Genomic DNA, 22,539 nt, shown 5'->3' with positions numbered 1-22,539 from the left:
GTCCGTCCTTCCGGTCGAGGCCGGGAGGGCCCGCCCGGCAGGGCGTTCCACGTCCACCGGAGGCGGATCGGCGGTGTCCGCGCCACGACGCGTACGGTGGCCCGGTGCACCGGGACCAGCCGGGCGTCTTGTGGGGCGGCCGTCTCGCGGCCGTCGTGGACCGGTGCAACCCGGTACGGCGCCGCACCTACGGCTCCTGCGCCGAACGGTGACCGCTCGGCCGCCCTCTGTGGGCTCCTCGCAGTCCCCCACCCTGGACGAACGACGTGAATGACGTGAATGACGTGAACGATATGAATTCTCCGAACGGTGAAAGCTTCGGCACAGTGCTCCGGCGCACCCGCCTGGCCGCCATCGTGCGCGGATCGGACCCCGACGCCGCGCTGCGCACCGTCCTGACCCTCGCGGAGGAGGGCGTGGCGCTCGTCGAGGTCTCCCTCAACACCGCCGACGCCCTCGGCGTCGTCCGCCGCGCCGTCGCCGAGGTGGGCCCCGGCACCGTCGTCGGGGCAGGCACGGTACTCACCGAGGACGACGTCGCCCGCGCCCGGGAGGCGGGCGCCGGGTGGATCGTCACCCCTGCCTGCACCGAGTCCGTGGCCGCCTCGGTCCGTGCCGGACTGCCGGTCCTGGCCGGCGCGCTCACCCCGACCGAAGCGGTCGCCGCCCTGCGCGCGGGCGCCGACGCGGTCAAGCTGTTCCCCGCCTCGCTCGGCGGCCCCGCCTACCTCAAGGCCCTGCGGGACCCGTTCCCCGACGTGCCGTTCGTACCGGTCGGCGGAGTGGACCTGACCAGCGCCGAGCAGTACCTCGCGAACGGGGCCGTCGCGGTAGGCGTCGGCTCGCCGCTGGTGGGCGACGCCGCGCACGGCGGCGACATCGAGGCCCTGCGCGGACGCGCCCGCCGCTTCGTCGCGCTCTGCGGTCGCGACGGACGGGGCGGGGCATGAGTGCCGGTACGGGCGCCGTACCCGCCTCCGTCGATGTGCTGACGTTCGGTGAGACCATGCTCGCCGTCCAGCTGCCGGGGCCTCTGGCGGTCGGGGCGCAGGCCCGGACCACGGTGGCCGGTGCCGAGTCCAACGTGGCCATCGGCCTGTCCCGGCTGGGCCACCGCGCCGCCTGGGCGGGCCTGGTCGGCGACGACGAGCCCGGCCGCCTCGTGCTGCGTACGCTTCGCGGGGAAGGGGTCGACATCACCCGCGCCGGCACACACGCCACGGCCCCCACCGGCGGGATGCTCCGCGAGCGTCGCGTCGCCGACCTGGCGCGCGTCCACTACTGGCGCAGCCGTTCCGCCGCTTCGCAGCTGACTCCCGCCGACATCGCACCCGCTCTCGACGACGGCGCCCGAGTCCTCCACCTGACCGGCATCACCTGCGCGCTCGGCCCCGGCCCGCTGGAGGCCGTCCGCGCTGCCGCCGCCCATGCGCACGCCCAGGGCTGGACGGTCACCCTGGACGTCAACCACCGGCAACGTCTCTGGACCGCGGAGGAGGCGGGCAACGCACTTCGACCGCTGCTGCCTCACCTCGACGTCCTGATCGCCTCGGACGACGAAATTCCCGTCGTGACGGATGCCTTCGCCGCGACAGCTGACGGCGAGGAACGGGCCGTGGACGCGCTGCTGGACGCCGGTGTGCGCGAAGTGGTCGTCAAGCGCGGGGGAGAGGGAGCCGCGTACCGCGATCGGCAGGGCGCCCGGCACAACCAGCCCGCACTGCGCGTACCCGTGCGCGACACGGTGGGGGCCGGAGACGCGTTCTGCGCCGGGTACCTCTCCGGTCTGCTCGACGGGCTGCCACCGGCTGGACGTCTGGCCCGCGCCAACACGCTCGGGGCGTTCGCCGTGGCCTCGGACGGCGACTGGGAGGGGCTGCCCCGCCGCGACGAACTGGGCCTGCTCGACGCCGCCCCGGGGGCCGCGATCCGCTGACCACCCGTCATCCGCGCCGCCTGGCGGCCGTACGCCCACCGGGCCTGTGCCCGGCACCGTGAACGGTCCACGGTGCCGGACACCGGTGCGTGCGCACGCCGCGATCGGATCGCCCGCACAGGCTGACCGGGGGGCAGCGACGCGGCACCCGGCCGCACCTGACTCCGTCGGCCGGTGGCCGATCGCGCGGGAACGCGGCGCACATGGGCGACCGGGATTGCTTCGCAAGGGTGTCAGGTCGACCAGACGACGTTGCCGTTGTCCAGGACGACCACCCTGCCGTCCGCCCGCAGGACCAGTTGGGCGCCCGGGTGGTCGTGGGTCTTGGAAGCCCAGATCGGGCGGTCGTCCCCGTTGTGGATGACGAGGTTGCCGTCGGGCTGGAAGATCGCCCGGTGGTTCTGGCCGAAGGTCATCGCAGCCCAGATCGGCTTACCGTGCTCGTTGAGGACCACGAGGTTGCCGTCGGTCTGCATGACCATCTTGATGCGGTTGGTCGTCCAGGCCTGGTTGACCTGGATGACGCTCGGCGCGGAGATGGCCACCGTGCTCCAGTCCGGCTTCGGGGACGCCTTGGGCTTCGGCTTCGCCTTGGCCTTGGGCTTCGTCGCGGACGGGCTCGGCGTCGGCTCCGGCGCGGGAACGACGGGGGCGACGACCTTCGGTTCGACCGGCTTCGGCTTCTCCTTGGTCGGGGACGGGCTCGGCTTCCCGGCCACGTAGTCCTCGAGGTCGGCGGGGGCGGAGTTCGGGTTGAGGACGGTGTCAGCACCCCCGGCCACCGGCCGCATCGGCGTGTCGTCCCCTCCCTTGTCGTTGGCGCTTCCGACCAGCAGCAGGGGTATGGCGACCAGGGCCGCGCCGAGGAAGGCGGCACCCGCCAGGACCGGCGTACGGGGACGGCCGCCGTTGACGCCCGTGGCGGTCTTGGTTCCGGGCGCCGTCACGGCTGCCGTCGCCACGCCGACACCCTCCTCGGCCTCGGGTGCCTCGGCCTTGGCAGCCGCGGGAGGGGCTGCCGCGGTGTCCCCGGCCGGAGGGGTTCCGGCCTCCGCCTCGGGGGCGGCCACGAGGGCCGGCGTCTCCTCGGCCGGTGCGGGCCGGGAGCCGGCCTCCTTCGCGTCGGGGGCAGCGGCCGCCGTCGTGTTCGCGCCGGGGGTGGGGGGCTGGGAGGCCATGCGGTTACTCCTTCTCGGTGGCGGAGCTGTCGGTGGGCAGCGATGGGGCCGGAAGAACACCTGCGAGCCCTCGAGGCGTTGGCGGACATCGCGTCGAGGGGGCCGGGTCGCCCGGTCCTCGCCGTCGAATTCCGGGTGACCCGGCGCGGTGGCGGCCGCTGGTCCGACGCCTTTCCGAACTGTGAGGGTGTGCCGTGCGGCCCGGTCCGGACGTCCGGGCCGTGAGGCGCTGCACGTCGAAGAGGCCGATGGCGTACACAACGTAGCCCGTCGCGGCGAGAAGGGCCGCGCCCGCACTCCGACACCCACCGTCACTTTGTCCTCCTCTGCCTCACTGCTCCCGGAAAGTTCTCCATCCGGTCAGGAAGCGGGCACGTCAGCGGCCCAAACGGACCCACTCCGAACTCCCATGGGCAGGACTCGTATGACATCCTGTTGGCTCCCCGATCTGATCAATGTCGGCGTGCGCGCCTGGCGTTTCAACAGCCGAGAATTCGTACAGACCCAAGAGTTCAGGTGGAAATGCGGCCCGGAGAGCGACAAGAGGGCGCGAACGGCGCCCCGTTCGTCATGCCCGAAGCCTCGGATCCGGCCGCCGAACCCGGGGCGGCCGTCACCGGGGACACCGTTGCCGCCGACACCTCCCAGATACCCGAGGCCGTGAAGGCCGCCGCTCGCCGTGCTCCGGGGCACTGGGTCGGTGTGGTGGACCCCGAATGGACAGAGGAAGGCACGCCGGCCGAGTGGGCGGTGCTGGGGGAGTGGCAGTCGGACGCGAGCGGCGGCGTCGGGGAGTACCGCGCCAACCCGGCGTACCGGCCCTCGGCACGGGTGCTCGGCTGGCCGGAGCCCACCGATCCGGTGGACGCCGCCGCGCAGCGGGCCGCCACCGGCTACGGCTCGGTGGATGAGGCGCTCTCGGCGCTCGCGGCGGCGGACGTCACCGTGGTGCGCGGACAGGACGGCGGGCCGTTGACGGCCACCGGGCAGGACGGCGCACCGGTGGTCCTGTTGTTCACCTCGCCCGCACACGAGTTCATGTCGTCGGCACTTCACCATGACACGCTGCCGGTACGGGAACTGGCCCGCTCACTGAAGGATCCCGGCACGATGCTGATGGTCAACGCGGGAGCCGCGGCCCCGTTGCTCGTCCCGGCGGAGAGCCTTCCCGGCCCTGCGGACGCCGCGGGCGACACGTGGGCGTCCGAAGCGGAGTACGGCTCCGCCGCAGTCACCGGTACCGCGGACCACGTCGGGACCGCCTCGGCGGCACCCGCCGCGGACCGGACCGCCAGCTCATCCGACCAACTGCCCCCCACCACAGGGAGGACCCCGTGACGAGTTCGTCCCAGCACCCCCCCGCCTCCCCGAAGGCACGCGTCGAGTCCTCCGCCTCCGGCGGCGAGGAGTCGGCCGTCGGCACCGCGCCCACCGCCCCAGCCGCACCCACGTCCGGATCCGCAGGGCCGGCGACCGGGGCGGACGCAGGGAAGGCCGGTACGCGGACCACGGAGGCCGAAAAAGCGTCCGGAGGAGCCGAGAAGGCCTCGGGAGAGGCTGCGAAGGAGCCCGGCACGACGGGAAAAAAACCCGCAGGACCTGCGGCGGGCACGACGGCCGACCCCGAAGCCGGCGACCGGTCCGATTCCGAGTCCGAGGCCGACCACGGCGGCACCGCCGCCGCGCAGAGCCGGCTGCCCGCACTCGTGCGGACCATGACCGCGACCGCGATCGGCAGGCCGGAGCAGGATGCCGGCACCGTGGGCAGGCCCGGCAAGGCGGTGCTGGCCGGGGCCGCGGTCGCGGGGGCGCTGCTCGTGTCGGTGCCCTTCCTGATCCTCGTCGGGAACGACGACAAGGGCCCCGAGCAGCCGTCGGTGGCCGCGGCCGGGACCGTGCTCGACGGGAGCGGGCCGGAGGCACCGGGTGACTTCGCGGTGACCCCGGCCGAGACCACCTCTCCGGCCGAGGACAAGAAGAAGGACGCCGACGAGCCGGTGGCCGAGAAGCCGGTGGAGAAGGTTCCGGTGCCGGAGAAGTCGAAGGACGTGCCGAAGAAGGCCGCCGAACCGGAGGAACAGCCCAAGAAGGAGAGTGCGGAGAAGAAGTCCGACGGCGCCAAGAAGCAGCCCGTGAAGGCCGCTCCTGCCGTGACCCTCAGTGGGCCCGTCTCCTTCCGCAGTCACCTTTCGGGCCGTTGCATCGACGTACCGGGCCACGACTTCAGTGACGGCAAGGCACTCCACGTGTGGGACTGCAACGGCGCCCCCGCGCAGAAGTGGCAGTTCGCCTCCGACGGCACCATCCGCATCAAGGGCCTGTGTCTGGACGTGGCCAACGCCAACTTCAGCGACGGCACCCCCATCCAGATCGCCTGGTGCAACGGCAACGCCGCCCAGAAGTTCGCCCTGAACGGCGCCCACGATCTGGTCAACACCGTCGTCGGCATGTGCGTCGACATCGCGGGAGCCAACCGGAACAGCGGGGCATCGCTGCAGTTGTTGCACTGCTCGGGCAATTCAGCCCAGAAGTGGAGCACCTGACCACAACGTCTCGACGCCGGGAGGACCGCTCCCGGAACCCGTACGCACCGGGACGAGGCATGATGGCATCGTCGGCTCGCCGACACGCGCCCCCGGCGAAATGGGGGAGTCCGCAGAAGACGCCGCCGTAGCAAGGAGGTTGGTGCGTGTCGCGCCAGGTACTGTCGGTCGGCCCCGCCGACCGCTTCTCGACGATCGGTGAGGCACTCGCCGCAGCCCGCACAGGGGCGCTCATCAGCATCCGGCCCGGGACGTACGCCGAGAACCTGGTGATCCACACCAGGGTCACCCTCACCGCCGCCGAGGGGCGGGGCACGGTGGAGATCAGGCCGCGTTCGGGCAGCGTGGTCGCGTTGCGCGCCGACGCGGTGATGCTCTCCGAGCTGACCCTCCGGGGCGGCGACGCCGAGCTGCCGGCCGTGGACGTGCGGCGCGGGCAGGCCGCGTTCGACGGCTGCGAGATCGTCGGCGCCGCCTGGACCGCGATGCTCGCCGGGGGGACGGGTTCTCTCGCGCTGCGGAACTGCCGGGTGAGCAACCCGCAGGGCGCGGGCATCGTGGTGACCTCGACCACCCCCACCACCGTGGAGTCCTGCACGCTCGAACACCTGGGCACCAGCGGCCTGGTCCTCGCCGAGCAGGGCGAGGCACGCATGCGTGACTGCACGGTGCGCGACGCCCGCGGCAACGGCCTGCTCGCCAACGGCGAGACCCGCGGCAACGTCGAGGACTGCGACATCTCCTCCACCGACAAGCCCTCCATCGCCCTGGAGGGGAACTGCACCGTCTCGGTGGTCCGCACCGTGGTGCACGACACCAGCACCGGCGTGCACCTGAGCAGCTCGGGCCGTACGACCCTGGAGGACGTCCGCGTCACCGGGGCCTCCGGGAACGGGATCGCACTGGCCGGGGGCACCGACCCGGTGCTGCGGCGCTGCCGCGTCTCGCGCGCCCGCGGCCACGGCGTGCTGGTCACCGACCGCTCCCGCGGCACCTTCGAGGACTGCTGGGTGGACGGCGCGCAGGGCGCGGCACTGCGGGTCGCCGGGGCCGCGTCCCCGGCACTGACCGGCCTGACGGTCCGCGACTGCGACGGTCCCGGACTGCTCCTGGAGGAGGACTCGGCACCGGAGCTGGACCGCCTGGAGGTGATCGGCGGTTCGCCCGCGGTCGCGGTGGTCGGCGGCGCCAACCCGCTGCTGCGCCGGGCCCGGCTGGTGGAGCCCTCCGGCGACGGCATCACGGTGACCAAGGACGCCCGTGGCCGCGCCGAGGACTGCGAGATCGTGCGTCCGAAGGGCGCGGGTGTGCGCGTGGCCTCCGGCAGCATCCTCTACCTGGCCGGCGGCGGGGTCTCCGACACCGCCACTAGCGGCCTGGTCGTGGAGGACGGCGGCAACGTCACCGTCCGCGACTTCCGCGTCGAGATATCCGGCGAGGAGGGCGTGGTGGTCGCCGGGGGCGGCGAGCTGACGGCCAACCGCACCGCCGTGCACGCCCCGAAGGGGCATGCCTACCTGATCCGTGAGGGCGCGCTCGCCTCACTCAGCGGATGCGAGGCCACCGGCGGTTCCCAGGACGGCTTCCGGGTGGAGTCCACCGCGCCGGTCTCGCTCGTGAACTGCCTCGCGCGGGAGAACGAGGGCGGCGGCCTGGTCCAGACCGCCCCCGGCGAGCGGCTCGCGGTGGACGGGCTGAACAGCGTGAGCAACGGCAAGCGGGACGCCTGGGGCACCGGCAGCGCCGAGAACACCGACCCGGCCGGCTCCGGCGCCGCGGACGCGCCCCCGCCGGACCGCGCGGACGGCCCGCTCGGCGCCCTCAACGCGCTGATCGGCCTGGAGAACGTCAAGCAGCAGGTGCGCACCCTGGTCAACCTGACCCAGCTCGCCCAGCGCCGTGAACAGCTCGGTATGTCCGCCCCGCCGATGAGTAGACATCTCATCTTCGCCGGTCCGCCCGGCACCGGAAAGACCACCGTCGCCCGCCTCTTCGGCGCGATCCTCGCCGAGCTGGGCTCGCTGCGCAGCGGGCACCTGGTGGAGGTCTCGCGCGCCGACCTCGTCGCCCAGGTCGTCGGCGGCACCGCGATCAAGACCACGGAGACCTTCCAGCGGGCCCTCGGCGGCGTCCTGTTCGTCGACGAGGCGTACACGCTCGCCTCCGACAGCGGCAACGGCGGCGCCGACTTCGGCCGGGAGGCCGTGGACACCCTGCTGAAGCTGATGGAGGACCACCGCGACGACGTGGTGGTGGTCGCGGCCGGCTACTCCCGCGAGATGGACGCCTTCCTCGCCTCCAACCCGGGCCTGGCCTCCCGCTTCTCGAGGACCGTCGAGTTCGAGAACTACTCCGTGCCCGACCTGGTCGCGATCATGGAGAGCATGTGCACCCAGCACCAGTACGAGCTGGGTGAGGGCACCGCCGCGGCCCTGGCCGCGCACTTCGAGGCGATGCCACGGGACGCCGGATTCGGCAACGGCCGTGCCGCACGCGGGGTGTTCGAGGAGATGGTGGACAGACAGGCGGTCCGGCTCGCCGAGCAGCCACAGGTCAGTGAGCACGATCTGCGGCTCCTGCTGCCGGACGACGTCTCCGCGACCGCCGCGGCGTCGGCCACCGGCACCGCCGTGCCGGACGACGACCCGCTGACCCGCCTCGGCGACATGATCGGCCTCGCCGAGGTGAAGCGCGAGGTCGCGGACCTGGTCAACCTCATCACCACGGCCCGCCACCGTGCCGCCGCAGGGCTGCCGGTCCCCTCGCTCAGCAACCACCTGGTCTTCACGGGCCCGCCCGGTACCGGCAAGACCACCGTCGCCCGCCTCTACGGGGAGGTCCTGACCCAGCTCGGGGTCCTCGACCGGGGCCAGCTGGTCGAGGCGGCCCGCGCCGACCTGGTCGGCCGCTACATCGGGCACACCGCACAGCTCACCCGCGAGGTCTTCGAACGGGCCCGCGGAGGTGTCCTGTTCATCGACGAGGCGTACACCCTCACCCCACGTGGCGGCGGCGCCGACTTCGGCCAGGAGGCCGTGGACACCCTGCTGAAGCTGATGGAGGACCACCGCGACGAGGTGGTCGTCATCGTCGCCGGCTACACCGACGAGATGGAACGCTTCCTCGGCTCCAACCCGGGCCTCTCCTCCCGCTTCCCGCGCAGGATCGCGTTCGCCGACTACTCCTCGGAGGAGCTGGTCACCATCGTGCGCACCCAGGCCGCGAACATGGGCTACGAGTGCGGACCCGGCACCGGCCCGCTGCTCAAGGAGTACTTCGACGCGATGCCCAGGGACCGCTCCTTCGGCAACGCCCGGCTGGCCCGTCAGGTGGTCGAGTCCATGGTCACCCGCCAGGCGGGACGGCTCAGTTCGCTGGCCGCGCCGACCCTGGACGACCTGCGCGTCCTCCTCCCCGCCGACGTCACGGCCGCGGCACCGAAGGTGGCATCCCGATGAAGCCTCCCGGCAACGGGGCCGCCCGCCTGCTCTCCGGTGCCGGCCTTGCCGCCGCACTGCTGCTGCCCACCGCCGTTCCGGCGCAGGCGGCGCCCCCCTCGCGCGTCCCCGCGGCCGACGGGAAGAAGGGCCAGGAACTGCCCGGTATGCCCTCCGCCCTCGACCCCGAGGCCGACGAGGTGGTCTGCACCCCGGCCTCCCGCGAGACGGCGAAGAAGCAGGACTGGTCGCGCCAGCGCCTCGACCTGGACCGACTGCACCAGCACAGCACCGGTGCCGGGGTGACCGTCGCGCTGATCGGCACCGGTGTCGACCCCGGCGCGGCCGGGCTCAAGGGCCGGGTCACCGCCGCCGGTGCGGCCGCTGACGACTGCGTCGGAAACGGTACGTTCCTGGCCGGGCTGATCGCCGGGACAGGCGGGGAGAGCCCCCGCCTGGCCGGAGTGGCCCCGGGTGCGAAGATCCTGGCTCTGCGCGGCACCGACCGAAGCGGCGGGGCGAGCGCGGACCTGGTGGTGGACGCGCTGCGTGCGGCGACCGAGGCCCGGGCCGGGGTGATAGCGGTGGCGGTGGCCCTGCCGCGCCAGGACGCGGCGCTGAGCAGCGCCGTCGCGGAGGCCCGCCGCGCGGGCGCGGTCGTGGTCGCGGCGGCCACCCCGGACCCGCCGTCCAGGGGTGGGACCGACGAGATCCCGTCCCGCACGTACTATCCGGCCGGTGACCCCGGCGTCATCTCGGTCGCCGACATGCTTCCCGGCGGTGCCCGCCCGGACGGCTCCCTGCCCACCGACGGCGTCGACCTGGCCGCCCCGGGCGCCGGGGTGGTCTCCGGCGGCCCGCGCGGCACGGGCCACTACCTCGGCGGCGGCGTCCAGGTGGCCACCGCCTACGCCGCAGGGGCCGCAGCGGCCGTCCGCGCCGCCCACCCCGACGCCTCGCCGGACGACGTCGTCCGCCGTCTGACGGCCACCGCCTACCCCGCCGACATCCCACAGCTGGACGCCTACGCCGCCGTCACCACCGTCCTCGGTGCCGCCGCGTCCGCAGGCGACGAGGATGCCGCGCAACCCGTGACCGTCCGCGACACCTCCGCCGCCGACCGCGCCACCGGCCGGGCCACCCTCTTCGTCCTGCTGGGCTCCGCCGCCGTTCTCGCCGTCCTCTGGGCCGGTTTCGCCCTGTCCCGGGCACGCGCCCGGGGGTGGCGCCCGGCAGGCGCGGCCGGCACAGCGTCGGACTGATCCCGGGCCCGACGACGACACCCTCCTGAGGTACGCCTCAGGAGGGTGTCGTCGTTCCGCGGTCTCTCAGTCCTCGCTCCGACTCTCCTCCACCAGCGCCGTCTGCATGAGACGCGGCCGGCGGCGGGCGATGTGGAGGGCCCGGCCCGGCGGGAGGTTGAGGGGCTTCGCGTCACCGAAGAGGCGGCCCTCGGTGGGCGGGCAGGAGAGCAGGACCGCCGGGTTGTTGGCCTCGTCGAGCCGGCGGATGAGCCCGTCGCTGAGGCCGCGGCCGGCGCCCATGGCACTGCGGGCGACGACCAGGTGCAGACCCATCTCGAAGCCCAGGGTCAGATTCTCGAAGAGCGGTTCGAAGGGACTCTGGAAGGAGTTGCCGGAGACCATGTCGTAGTCGTCGACCAGGACGAACAGGCGGGGGCCGGTCCACCAGTCGCACCGGCGCATACGGGCGGGTGCGATGTCGGCGCCGGGGACGCGGGCCTTCATCGCGCGGGCCGCGCCCTCGATGGTCTCCTTGAGGTTGTCCAGGGAGATCACGTGCCCGATGCGGTACTCCTCGGGAATGGCGCCGACCAGGGTGCGGCGGTAGTCCACCGCGATGATCTTCGCCTCCTCCGGGGTGTAGCGGGCGGTTATGTTCCTGGTGATGCCGCGCAGCAGGTTGGTCTTGCCGCTCTCGGTGTCGCCGACAACGATCAGGTGCGGCGTACGGCTGAAGTCGTGCCAGACCGGTTCCAGTGCGTCCTGGTCGATGCCGAGCGGGATACGCATGCCGCCGCCCTCGGTGGCCTCGGGCGCGGGGAGCTCGGCGGCCGGGAGCCTGTGCGGCAGCATCCGGACCTGCGGCGCGGGTGCCCCCGTCCAGTGCCGGGAGATCTCCGCGACCAGGTGCGTGACTCCCTCGCCGAGGTCGTCGAGGGAGCCGCTCCCGTCCAGCCGGGGGAGGCCGGCGAGGAAGTGCATCTTGCTGTCGGCGGTGATGCCGCGGCCACCGCTGCGCGGCACCGAACGGGCCTTGCGGGTGTCGATCTCGGAGTCCATCGGGTCACCCATCCGCAGTTCGAGGCGGGTGGCCGCCTGGTCACGGACCTGGGCGGACAGCTCGACCCAGCGGGTGGTGGTGATGATCAGGTGGATGCCGTAGTTGAGTCCCCGGGCGGCGAGTTCGTTGAACTTCGGGATCAGGTCGTCGTAGTCCTGGCGGACCGTGGACCAGCCGTCGACCACCATGAACACGTCGCCGAAGGGCTCGTCGGGGAACTCCCCGGCGGCCCGGCGGCGTCGGTAGGACTGCATGGAGTCGAGCGTGTGGTCCACGAAGAACTGCTCGCGGCGGGCGAGCAGCGTCATCACCTCGGCGACGGCCCGGTGCACCCGCTCCGGGTTGAGCCGTGCCGCGACCCCGCCGACGTGCGGAAGGGCGGCGAGCTGCGAGAGGCCGCCGCCGCCGAAGTCGAGGCAGTAGAACTGGATCTCGGCCGGAGTGTGGGTGAGGGCGAGGGCGGCGATCAGCGTGCGGGCCAGTGTGGACTTGCCGCTCTGCGAACCGCCCGCGACGGCGACGTGGCCGCCGGCTCCGGAGAGGTCCACGACCAGCGGGTCGCGGCGCTGCTCGAAGGGCTTGTCCACGAGACCGACGGGGACCCGCAGCCGACCGGTGCCCGGCCACCCGGCGGCGGTCAGGCCGCGCTCCGGGTCGGGGGCGATGCCGGGCAGCAGGACGTCCAGCGGGGAGGGCTCGTCCAGCGGAGGCAGCCACACCCGGTGGGCGGCGGGGCCGGAGCCGCGCAGCCGGTCGAGGGCCACGTCGAGCAGGGCCTCCTCCTCGCCCGTCTCCTCGGCTTCCGGCTCCGGCTCGGTAGCCGGGTCCAGGGTGCGCGGCACCACCCAGCCGCTGGTCCACGGCACCACCTGGCTGGCCACCCGGGCCTGGACCACCGCACCGGTGCGGCGCCCGTACGTACCGGAGGAGTAGGCGGCACGGAAACGCGTGAGGGCCTCCACCCCGGACTTCAGGTATCCGCTGCCCGGCTGGGCCGGCAGCTCGTAGGCGTCGGGTACGCCGAGCACGCCGCGGCTCTCCATGGCGGAGAAGGTACGCAGACCGATGCGGTACGACAGGTGGCTCTCGAGCTGGTGCATGCGGCCCTCGTCCAGGCGCTGCGAGGCCAGCAGCAGATGCACCCCGAGGGAGCGGCCGAGCCGGCCGATCATCACGAACAGGTCCATGAACTCCCGGTGCGCGGACAGCAGCTCACTGAACTCGTCGACCACCACGAAGAGGCTGGGCAGCGGGGTGAGGTCCGTACCCCCGGCGCGGGCGCGCTCGTACTCCAGGGCGGAGGTGTAGTTGCCGGCGGAGCGCAGCAGTTCCTGGCGCCGGATGAGTTCACCGTGCAGGGCGTCCTGCATGCGCTCGACCAGGGCCACCTCGTCGGCGAGGTTGGTGATGACGGCGGAGGTGTGCGGGAGTTCCTCCAGGCCGAGGAAGGTGGCCCCGCCCTTGAAGTCGACCAGGATGAAGTTGAGGGTCTCGGAGGAGTTGGTCAGGGCGAGACCGAGGACGAGGGTGCGCAGCAGCTCGCTCTTGCCGGAGCCGGTGGCACCGATGAGCATGCCGTGCGGGCCCATGCCTCCCTGCGCCGACTCCTTGATGTCGAGGTCCACCGGGCGGCCGTCCACGCCGACCGCGATCGGCACCCGCAGCCGCGTGGAGCCGGTGTGCCGGTTGAAGAGGGTGTGCGGGTCGTGCCGGTGCAGGTCGGGGATGCCGAGCAGCGTGGTCAGCTCCACGTCCGTGTCCATCGGCTGCGCGATGTCCGTGCCCAGGCTCATCCGGCGGGGGGTGATCAGCCGGGCCAGCGACTCCGCGCCGAGGAGGCCGAGCCGGTCGGGCCGGCCGAGCGGTACGGAACGCTCCTTGCGGCTGCGGTCGGTGCGCACCAGGCTCACCTGGTCGGTGCCGACGGTCAGCCTCAGGGTGTTGCGGCCGGGGCGCCAGCGCAGCGCCCCGGATATGTCGAGGATCAGGGCGTTGCGGTAGCCGTGCCCCTCCCAGCGGTGGCCCTCGGGCACGGTGATGCCGTCCAGGACGACGATCGTGTAGGGCTCGTCGCGGCCGGGGCGGGCTTCCGGGTCGAAGCCGGGACGCTCGGCGAACTCGGCACCGAGGAGGTCGTCGAGTTCGGTGACGTCGGCGGTGATCCGGCGGGCCTGGCCGGCGCCGTCCTCCTCGTACGGGTCCAGTGTGTGAGGAAGCCACTTGACCCATTCCCAGTCGGGCCGCCGCTCGTCGCTGACGCAGAGGGCGATCCACAGCTCCTCGGGTGCGTGGAACACCGCGAGCTGCCCGAGCATGGCGCGCACCAGGGCGCGTACCGCCTCGGTGCCGGGCCCCTCGACGGCCTCCCCGGACGCCGTGGTGCCCGGCTCGGAGGTGTCCTGGCCGGGTGTCTCCTCGGGGCGCAGCAGGATCCGGGCGGAGGAACGCAGGTAGAGGCCGAGGGGTTGCCCGGGGATGGTGGAGTAGGCGCGTACGAAACGGCGCAGGGCGTGCGCGCAGAGGGGTTCGAGGTCCTCCACCGGGCGGGTGGAGACCGGGTTCAGGGTGAGTGCGAGCTGCTGCTCGCCGACCGCGAGCCGCACCTCGCCGAAGTCCTCGTCGGCCGGGCGGCGTTCCCACAGACGTGACGTGCGGGCCAGCGAGCGCAGCGACGAGGGCTCCGGGTGGCGCCAGGCGAGCGCCCGCTGCTGCTCCGTGATGGTGGTACGGACCCGCTTGCGGATCTGCGCCAGGTACCGCAGGTAGTCGCGGCGTTCACCCTTGAGGCGCTGCTTGCGCTCGCTGGAGCGGCGCATCAGCTGGCCCAGCAGCATGGCACCGGCGGAGAGCGCCATGACGCCCATCGCCAGGTACATGAAGACGCCGTTCCCGCCGCCGGGGCGCAGGAACATCAGCATCATCGACACCGACATCAACGCCATCGGCAGATAGGTCCAGATCGCCGAGGTGTCGGGCACCGTCTCGGCGAGGACCGGCGGCTCCTGGAGGGTCAATTGCCCTTCGGGCATCTCCGGCCCGCGCCTGCGGGCCGGGCGACGAAACAGCACGACACTCAAGGGAACAGAACCTCCGGTTCACTGACTCTCCGGCCCGCACCGAAATTCCGGCGCAGCCGGCGGTGGAAAAGGCCGCACCGCACTGATTCTCCGGGCCCCGCGTGACGCGCGGTGAACGCCGGATGAATGTTTCGGGCGGATGGCCGGGTGCGGTCAACTTCCATGATGGCCAACCACATACCGGATAAATGGCGTCCGGTCCGCAGCACGACCCAGTGGTCGTAGGCAGTAGTGTGCATTCACGGAACGCGACCTGTCCACGCGGGAGTGGTCGTCGCCGGGCCCCGCGGAGGCAAATTCCGTGCCCGGCCCCCCGGTTCGCGGCCGTGCGGACCTTCCGTACTGTTCGCACATCCCCTCTCGCGGGGAAGTCCTCCCTGTCAAAGCCTTTCGGAAGACGAGAGTTCAGCTGATGACCGACAGCGCGGTGGCCGAATCGTGCCGCCTGACCGTACGTGCACCGAGCGTCAGCATCGATCTGGCGGTCCCCGCCGACGTACCGGTCGCCGATCTGCTGCCCACACTGCTGCGTTACGTCGGCGAGGAGGCCGAGGAGGCCGGACTCGACCACGCCGGCTGGGTACTCCAGCGGCTGGGTGACGCCCCGCTCGACGAGGAGACCACCCTGGCGCGGGCCGGGCTGGCCGACGGCACCGTCCTCTACCTGCGCCCGCATACCGAGGCGCTGCCCGAGGCGCGGCTCGACGACCTGGTGGACGGCATAGCCGAGACCGTGGGCCGACGGCTGCGCACGTGGTCTCCAGGCGCGGCCCGCGGCCTGCTGGTGGGCACCGCGGTGGCGACCGTGGTGACCGCCCTCGTGCTGGTCTTCTGGCCGGGGGTGACGACCGGTTCGGGCGCTTCCCGGGCGGCCTGCGCGGCCGTGGTCGGGCTGCTCCTGCTCGCGGGGGCGGGCTCCGCCAGCCGCGCGGTCGGTGACCGCCTCTCCGCGACCGCGCTCGGCCTGCTGGTCGCACCGTGCCTGGCGCTGGTCGGCTGGGTGCTGCCCGGTGGAGACCTGACCGGCCCCGACGCGGAGCAGGTCGCCGGCGCCCGGCTGCTGGCCGCGGGCGCCGCGGGTGCGGGCGGCGCGGTCCTCGCGCTCGCCGCCACCGCGGTCGGCGCCCCTGCCCTGCTGGCCACCGCGATGGTCGCGGTGGCCACGGCGATCGCCGGGGCACTGATGGGATACACCGGCCTGGACGTGCCGGCCGCCGTGGCGCTGGTGGCGACGGTGATCGTCCTCGCCGCCGGGGCGGTGGCCCCCTTCGCCTTCAAACTGGCCGGGATGCGGATGCCGGCGCTACCGTCCACCGCCGGACAGCTCCAGGAGGGCATCGACCCCTACGTGGGTGACGAGGTCGCCGAACGCACCGAACTGGCCGGACGCTGGGTCACCGCGCTCTTCGCCGGCACCGGCACCATCGCCGCGGCCGCCCTGGTGGTCCTCGCCGAGAAACCGAACCTGCCCGAGGTGCTGACCGGACTCTCGCTGAGCCTCCTGCTGCTCCTTCACTGCCGGGGTCTGGTGCACATCGGACAGCGGCTGACGCTGGCGCTGCCCGGCATCCTGGGACTGCTGCTGATGGCCCGGGCCTGGGCGTTCGACAGCGGAGCCGACGGCCGGGTCGTGGTCTTCGGCGTGCTGCTCGCCGCGGCGGCCGGACTCGTGACCGCGTCCTGGACGCTGCCCGGCCGCCGGGTGCTCCCGTACTGGGGCCGAGCGGCGGAGCTGGCGCACACCGGCCTCGCCGTCGCGCTGCTGCCGTTCACCCTGTGGGTGGCGGGGCTCTTCGGCTGGCTGCGCGGCCTGTTCGGCTGATGACGACAGTCGGACGCCGTTACACGAGAACGAGTTGAGGAGAGGCTGTGCAGTCCAAGCGCGACCAGGTACAGGCCCACGGTTTCATGATGGGCAGGCTCAGCTCGGGCCTGCTCACGGCCGACCCGGACGCCCCGGAGAGCCCGCTCGGGCGCACCACCCGGGGCGTGGTCTTCGGTGTGCTGGTGACCGTCCTGATCGGTGCGGGCGCCACCGTGTACGGGTTGCTGCGCCCCGGCGGCAACGACGGCTGGCGTGACGCGAGGAACCTGGTGGTCAACAGGGACACCGGCGCCCGGTACCTGTGGACCGGCACCGACGGCGTGCTGCACCCCGTGCGCAACTACGCCTCGGCGCGCCTGATCGGCGGCTCTGACCTCCCCACCGTGGACGTCGCCACCGCCTCGCTGCAGGACATCCCCGTGGGTTCCCCGGCCGGCATCCCCGGCGCGCCGGACACCCTGCCCGGACCGGCACAGCTCGACGAAGGTGCCTGGCACATGTGCGTCACCGGGCCGGGCGGGGCGCTGGCCAGCACCTCCGGTGCCGTGGCGGTCGCCGGGGTGGAGAAGCCGGGCGCCACCACCGTGGTCGCCGGGGCACCCCTGGACTCCCGCGGAGTGGGCGCCGACCGCGGGGTGCTCGTGCGCGGCCCGGACCGCACCGAGTACCTGGTCTGGCGGGGCAGCAGGCTGGCGCTGGACCGCGCCTCGGACGCCCGTACCGCCCTCGGTTACGGCTCCGAGCGGCCCATGCCGGTCTCGGCGGCCTTCCTCGACGCCCTGGCCCCCGGCCCCGCCCTGAAACCGCCCGAGGTCGAGGGGCGTGGCGGGGAAGGGCCGGTGCTCGGCGGTGAAGCCAGCCGGACCGGCCAGCTGTTCAAGGTCAGCGTGCCCGGCGGAGGCAGTACGTACCACCTGTTGCGGGAGGACGGCCTGGTGCCGCTGACCCGGCTCGGTGCCGCGCTCGTGCTGGGCGACCCGGCCACCCAGAAGGACGCCTACGAGGGGCGGTCGCCCGAGGCGCGCGCCCTCGGCGCGGACGCGCTGCGCGAGCACAGGGCGGAGGACTCCGGCACCGCCGGGTCCGCCGAGCTGCCCGAGACGCCACCGGTCCCGCAGTCGGCGCCGCGCGGTACCGCGCTCTGCGCGCAGGTGGACGGCGGCAACGGTGGCGCGCGGATCAAGTCGGTGCTGGTCCCGCTGGCCGAGCTCGCCCCGGTCGCCGTGTCGGAGGGAACCGCCCAGCCGCTGAAGGCGGCCTGTGTCAGGACGGACGCCACGGTGGTGCGTCCCGGGCACGGAGCCCTCGTCCGTGCCCTGCACGCGAGTGGTGCCGCGCACGCCGGCACCACCTACCTGGTGGCGGAGAACGGCGTGAAGTACCGGGTTTCGGCCAAGGACTCCCTGGCGGCGCTCGGCTACGCGGACGGAGACATCAGCTCGGTACCCGCACCCCTGCTGGCAACCCTCCCGACCGGCGCCGACCTGGACCCGGCAGCCGCGTCCGGTGCCGCCCAGGCCAAGGTCACGGCTCCGCAGTGCGGTGCCGACGAGCCGGAGGAACAGGGCGGGAAGAAGGCCGGAGAGGGCGAAGCGGACCGGGTGGACCAGGCGGCCACGGAGGGCGTGTCCGCCGCGGTCGGCTCCACGTCCTGACGACTTCGGCGACCAGCCCGTACGGCGCCGAAGAATGAGACGGGAGCACGGGCGTGACTTTATGCTGCGCTCTCGTCGCTCTGAGGTGAATTTGCCGCGCTCCGAACGCGATGGGAAAGCTCAGAATTTGCTCAAACTTTTTCGACGGCCGTGCCCGTGGAGGCCCGATCCGCAGCCGCGCCCGTTTCACCGGAAGCGGGCGGCCCTGATGACCGTTTCCGGTGCGGGCCCGCCCGTTTACTGACCGCATCATTCGGAACCAGGCGTTGGCGGCCCATCACCCTTGCCGGCCGGGTAACTCATGTTCATTTTGCGGAAACATCTCGACAACTCCATTGCCGTGCAGGGATTCCGGCGAGCTGACCTATGCTCAAATCTTCCCTGCATCCGTTGCGCCGGACGGTGGATTCTCTTTAGCCTCAGCGGGCAACGGTGCGAGGAGACTCGCCTGAACGAAGGGAGCGTGACATGGCGGACGGTTCCGGCAGGAAAGCGGAATATGCCAAGGGCTTGGGAGGTGTCTCCTCCCTGGAGTCGGCCAGGGCCGCGGTCGAGAAGATCCAGAACAACGTGGCTGAGGTCGCGGCGCGTTCGGGCGTCGGCGGTGACGAGGGCCAGGCTCTGCTGAAGCTCTTCCGCAGCTGGAACTCCGAGGCGCAGAAGGTCGTCGTCCAGATCAGCAAGATGATCGACGCGCTCCAGGAGAACGTGACCTCGGCCAACCGCCTGGCGAAGGAGAACCAGGACCTGACCGAGGTGCTCAACAGCAAGACCAGCCAGGGTGTCTTCGAAGCGCTGCGCTGACCCACCCCCCACCTGCGGCATCCGGCCCCTTGCGAGGAGGCCGGCACCCGTGAGCTTCCCGGGCCCCGGCGCCCGGACACCCGAGAGGAGACGTCATGGCCGACGGCATCATCGATGTGCAGTACTCCACGGTCCGGAACGCGATCGAGGAACTGAAGGGCCAGACCCAGCAGATCATCACGACCCTCAACAACCTGGAGGACGAGCTGAAGCCGCTCGTCATGTCCTGGGAGGGTGACGACCAGCAGATGTACCGCGGAGTCCAGGCGGAGTGGGACCAGGCCACCAAGAACATGGCCCTGCTCCTGGGCGACAGCGGTGACCTGGTCCAGAGCATCCACGACAACCACTCCCGTGACGAGCGCAAGAGCGCCGACAACTGGGGCAATGTGCGGGCTCGCTGAGCTCTTCCGTGCGGACCGTGCCGGGGCGTCGTGCCCCGGCACGGTCCGCACGGCAGGTCCCCGGGGCCGGCCGGACTTCTCTTCGTCCGGCCGGCCCGTGTCCCGTCCGGTACCGAACGGCAGGAGGACGTCCCATGGCTGGTGAGAAGGCCGACGTCAAGCATTTCGACCTCAAGCAGATGGAGAACTTCCGGGACAACGAGGTGCAGCCGGTCTACAAGCTGGCGAAGAAGCACCGTGAGGACGGCGACGCGCCCCACAGCCGGCCGCTCGGCGAACTCGTCGACGGGCACACGACCGCGGACAACCTCGTACAGGGCCAGCAACTCCTGCGCATCGGCAAGATGGCCACCGAGACCCTGGTCTCGGGACCCAAGCTGATCGAGGGCGTCCGCACCGCGGCCGAGGCCATCGACAAGCTGCTCGGTGACCAGATGGAGCTCTTCAAGGAGCTGCAGGAAGCGCTCACCGACACCATCGAAGAGGCCAACAAGACCAAGGACAAGAACCTGAACGCGATCGACGCCCAGACGCTGCTGATGACCTTCGACGAGGTCGACACGCTGACCAGCGGATCCTCGGAGACGACCGACACCTGATCTCGTGCCGCGTGTGACGGCGGCGCCCCGGTCGTCCGCCACACGCCTGTTGAGAGACACCCGGCTGCACGTCCACACGACGGGGCGGTGCGCCGGCGCGGACGACAACCGACCAGAAAGGGTCCCCGGTGCCCGAGCAGTACGATCCCAATTCCGTCGGCAACGTCGACAAGTACGAAGACGTCGGCGGAGCGTCGGCCGACACCTGGGCCACCCTGGTCACCCACATCACCGGCTATCCCGTACCGGACCGCGCCACCATCTTCGACACGCTCCGCTCCGACCACGGCGGCAAGCTCTTCCGGATGGACATCAAGGAGCGCAGCCTCAGCCTGCTCGTCAAGGACTCCGGCTTCCTGCAGAACAAGGGCGAGGACTATGACATCTGGTTCTTCGACAGCGGGAAGAAGCGCTCCATCATGCAGGCCCGCATCGTCTTCGAAGGGCGGGTGAAGTCCGGGGACGAGGTCATCTTCGCCGGTACGGACTCCGACGACGTGAAGAACGTCGACGTCCGGGAAGGCAACGAGTTCACGGACTACAACAAGGACAAGATGAGCACCATCCCGCTCGCCCAGTACATGAACGGGCCGCGGGCGGCGCTCCTCGAGCTGCTGACAGGCGGCACGAAGGACGCCCGGTTCAGCAACCTCGGTGTGGCCGACGAAGCCGTGGTGGACCTGAACTCGTTCAACCAGACCGGGGACTCCTTCGACTTCGCGGCCAAGTTCTTCAAGGACCAGGCGCCGCTGCTGAAGGACTGGGAGGACCGCTTCGGCCGGGACGACGCCAGCTGGAAGGGCGAGGCCGCGGAGGTCTTCCGGAGCCTGCTGAAGAAGGTCCGCGAGAACTACGACAGCTACGTCGAGACCTTCAACTCCTCGCCCGGCACGGGGGACGAGGCCGGAACCGGCAACACGCTCTACTCGCGGGCGCTGTCGCTGGGACGCTCGTACCTGGTGGACGCCGCCAACACACTGTTGGCGGCGTGGCTGAAGTGGGCGAAGTCCCCTTACTACGACCCGCACCGGGTGCTGCGCTACGTCCTGGACGACCTCGCCCAGTGGGTGGACACCGAGAACGTGGCCAAGACGGAGATCAAGTCCTACACCAGCCGCTACTCGACGACCGTCAGCCACAGTCCGAAGGAGGGGTTCTCCCAGGTGCACCCCGACTACGGGGACCTCACCGACATCGCCAACTGGGCCAAGGTCGGCGACAAGGCGGTCGAGATCTGGAACAAGGGCGTCGACGATCTGCTGATCACCCCCGCCCGCGGGGTGCAGTCGACGCTGAACAACCACTTCCTCGACCTGGGCAAGGACTTCGCCGAGAGCGTGCCCAAGCCCAAGTCGACCAGCACGGCCTCCGAGGAGTACGAGAAGAAGAAGCTCGAGGAGGAGAAGGAGGAGATCAAGAAGGAGAACGAGGAGAACAAGAAGTACCAGGACGAGCTGCGCGAGGAGCAGAGGAAGCAGCGCGAGGAGGACAAGAAGTACCAGGACGAGTTGCGCGAGGAGCAGCGGCTCCAGCGCGAGGAGGACAAGAGGCTCCAGGACGAGCTGCGCGAGGAGCAGAACAAGCAGCGCGAGGAGGACAAGAAGTACCAGGACGAGCTGCGCGAGGAACAGAAGCAGGAACAGGAGGAGGCCAAGAAGCTCCAGGAGGATCTGAGGAACGAGCAGAACCAGCAGCGCGACGAGGACAAGCAGTACCAGGACGAGCTGCGCGAGGAACAGAAGCGCGAACAGGAGGAGGCCAAGCGGGAGGCCGAGGAGCAGCAGAAGATCGTGGAGGAGAGCCTCGGCGGCCTCAACGATCCGAACGCGGTCAACACGCAGAACCTCGACGAGCTATTCAACGTGCCGGTCACCGAGAGCAACGGTGATCTCGGCAACCTGAACAATCCGGGTGGTCCCGACGACCTCAACAACACGATCACCGAGGAGCTCGGCAACCTCGGCGACGTGAACAACCCCGGTGGCGACAACCAGACGCCCCTGGGTGTCACGCCGCCCGTGTCCCAGAACCTCGGCAGTCTCGGCAACCTCAACGGTGGCCCCGGTGGCACGAAGAACGCCACGGACGCGGCCAACCAGGCCATCACCCAGAACCTGGGCAGCCTCGGTGGCCTGAACGGTGGGGCTGGTGGTTCCCTGGACACGCCGACCGGGGGCAGCACGCAGCTCGGTGAGAGCGGCCTGACGACGGACTTCCCGGACGGCAGCAGCACGCAGTTCGACGCGGACACCGGTGTGCTGACCACCACGCATCCGGACGGCAGTGTCACCACGCAGGATCTGGGCAGTGGCGCACGGGTGACGAACCCGGACGGGTCGGTGACCTCGCTGGGTGACGACGGGAAGCTGACGACCACGTTCCCCGACGGCACGAAGCAGGTCGTGGACCCGGCGACCGGCCAGGCCGTCTCCACGGCCCCCGACGGCACCGTCACGACCGAGAACCTCGGCAGCCTCGGCAACCTGAACGGTGGGAACGGCGGCCTCGGAGACCTCGGCGACATCAACTCCTCACTGCCCACCGACTCCATCGGCGACCTCGGTAACCTCGGTGACCTGAACAGCGGTGCCGGTGGCTCCCTGGAGACCCCGACCGGGGGCAGCACCCAGCTCGGTGACAATGGTCTGACGACCGACTTCCCGGACGGCAGCAGCACGCAGTTCGACGCGGACACCGGTCAGCTGACCACCACGCATCCGGACGGAAGCGTCACCACGCAGGACCTGGGTGACGGCATGAAGGTCACCAACTCGGAC

At 71.6% G+C, this 22,539-nt stretch carries 14 protein-coding genes; 12 read left to right on the top strand and 2 right to left on the bottom strand.

What is annotated here, in order from left to right:
* Nucleotides 1–293: 293 nt before the first annotated feature.
* Together ABZ441_RS09985 and ABZ441_RS09980 are read left to right on the top strand one after the other, a co-directional pair.
* Nucleotides 294–950 (top strand): bifunctional 4-hydroxy-2-oxoglutarate aldolase/2-dehydro-3-deoxy-phosphogluconate aldolase, encoded by a 657-nt coding sequence (locus tag ABZ441_RS09985; RefSeq protein ID WP_358970365.1) that lies wholly within the window; start codon nt 294–296, stop codon nt 948–950.
* On the top strand, nt 947–1,936 hold the full coding sequence (locus tag ABZ441_RS09980; protein WP_358970362.1) for a sugar kinase: 990 nt from the start codon (nt 947–949) through the stop codon (nt 1,934–1,936). The genes ABZ441_RS09985 and ABZ441_RS09980 overlap by 4 nt, the downstream gene beginning before the upstream one ends.
* A gap of 233 nt (nt 1,937–2,169) precedes the next feature.
* On the opposite strand, the gene ABZ441_RS09975 is transcribed toward ABZ441_RS09980, so the two are convergent.
* Entirely contained in the window at nt 2,170–3,114 is a 945-nt protein-coding gene (locus ABZ441_RS09975; protein ID WP_358970359.1) for a mannose-binding protein, read from the bottom strand.
* A gap of 522 nt (nt 3,115–3,636) precedes the next feature.
* On the opposite strand from ABZ441_RS09975, the gene ABZ441_RS09970 reads away from it, so the two are divergent.
* The 4 genes from ABZ441_RS09970 (at nt 3,637) to ABZ441_RS09955 (ending at nt 10,356) form a co-directional block, all read left to right on the top strand.
* Nucleotides 3,637–4,452, top strand: coding sequence for a type VII secretion system-associated protein (locus ABZ441_RS09970; protein ID WP_358970617.1), 816 nt, complete (start codon nt 3,637–3,639; stop codon nt 4,450–4,452).
* Complete coding sequence (locus ABZ441_RS09965; RefSeq protein WP_358970356.1) at nt 4,449–5,657, top strand: ricin-type beta-trefoil lectin domain protein; 1,209 nt, start codon at nt 4,449–4,451, stop codon at nt 5,655–5,657. Before ABZ441_RS09970 ends, ABZ441_RS09965 begins: the two co-directional genes overlap by 4 nt.
* A 146-nt stretch (nt 5,658–5,803) precedes the next feature.
* Nucleotides 5,804–9,115 carry a right-handed parallel beta-helix repeat-containing protein gene (locus ABZ441_RS09960; protein WP_358970353.1) on the top strand — a complete coding sequence of 1,104 codons (3,312 nt, stop codon included), beginning with the start codon at nt 5,804–5,806 and terminating at the stop codon, nt 9,113–9,115.
* A complete protein-coding gene (locus tag ABZ441_RS09955) occupies nt 9,112–10,356 on the top strand; it encodes a S8 family serine peptidase (protein ID WP_358970351.1) in 1,245 nt (414 codons plus the stop codon). Before ABZ441_RS09960 ends, ABZ441_RS09955 begins: the two co-directional genes overlap by 4 nt.
* A gap of 66 nt (nt 10,357–10,422) precedes the next feature.
* Here ABZ441_RS09955 and eccCa read toward each other — a convergent pair whose 3' ends face one another.
* A complete protein-coding gene (gene eccCa / locus ABZ441_RS09950) occupies nt 10,423–14,475 on the bottom strand; it encodes a type VII secretion protein EccCa (protein WP_358970348.1) in 4,053 nt (1,350 codons plus the stop codon).
* Nucleotides 14,476–14,887: 412 nt separating this feature from the next.
* Between eccCa and eccD the strand changes: the two genes are divergently transcribed.
* The 6 genes from eccD to ABZ441_RS09920 form a co-directional block, all read left to right on the top strand.
* Nucleotides 14,888–16,297 (top strand): type VII secretion integral membrane protein EccD, encoded by a 1,410-nt coding sequence (gene eccD, locus ABZ441_RS09945; RefSeq protein WP_358970345.1) that lies wholly within the window; start codon nt 14,888–14,890, stop codon nt 16,295–16,297.
* A gap of 47 nt (nt 16,298–16,344) precedes the next feature.
* Nucleotides 16,345–17,955 (top strand): type VII secretion protein EccB, encoded by a 1,611-nt coding sequence (gene eccB / locus ABZ441_RS09940; RefSeq protein WP_358970342.1) that lies wholly within the window; start codon nt 16,345–16,347, stop codon nt 17,953–17,955.
* Between the two features lie 468 nt (nt 17,956–18,423).
* Nucleotides 18,424–18,759, top strand: a complete 336-nt coding sequence (locus ABZ441_RS09935) for a hypothetical protein (RefSeq protein WP_031098256.1) — start codon at nt 18,424–18,426, stop codon at nt 18,757–18,759.
* Nucleotides 18,760–18,854: 95 nt separating this feature from the next.
* Nucleotides 18,855–19,163, top strand: coding sequence for a WXG100 family type VII secretion target (locus tag ABZ441_RS09930; protein WP_358970339.1), 309 nt, complete (start codon nt 18,855–18,857; stop codon nt 19,161–19,163).
* A gap of 134 nt (nt 19,164–19,297) precedes the next feature.
* Complete coding sequence (locus ABZ441_RS09925) at nt 19,298–19,762, top strand: type VII secretion system-associated protein (RefSeq protein ID WP_358970336.1); 465 nt, start codon at nt 19,298–19,300, stop codon at nt 19,760–19,762.
* Between the two features lie 128 nt (nt 19,763–19,890).
* Nucleotides 19,891–22,539 (top strand): AAWKG family protein (locus ABZ441_RS09920; RefSeq protein ID WP_358970333.1); only part of this gene is annotated, 2,649 nt, incomplete at its 3' end.

It is taken from the genome of Streptomyces sp. NPDC005752 (assembly GCF_040630715.1).
In the GTDB taxonomy this organism is placed as follows: Bacteria; Actinomycetota; Actinomycetes; order Streptomycetales; family Streptomycetaceae; genus Streptomyces.
The sequence above is the reverse complement of the archived record's forward strand: the minus strand, read 5'-3'. Positions and strand labels throughout refer to the sequence as shown.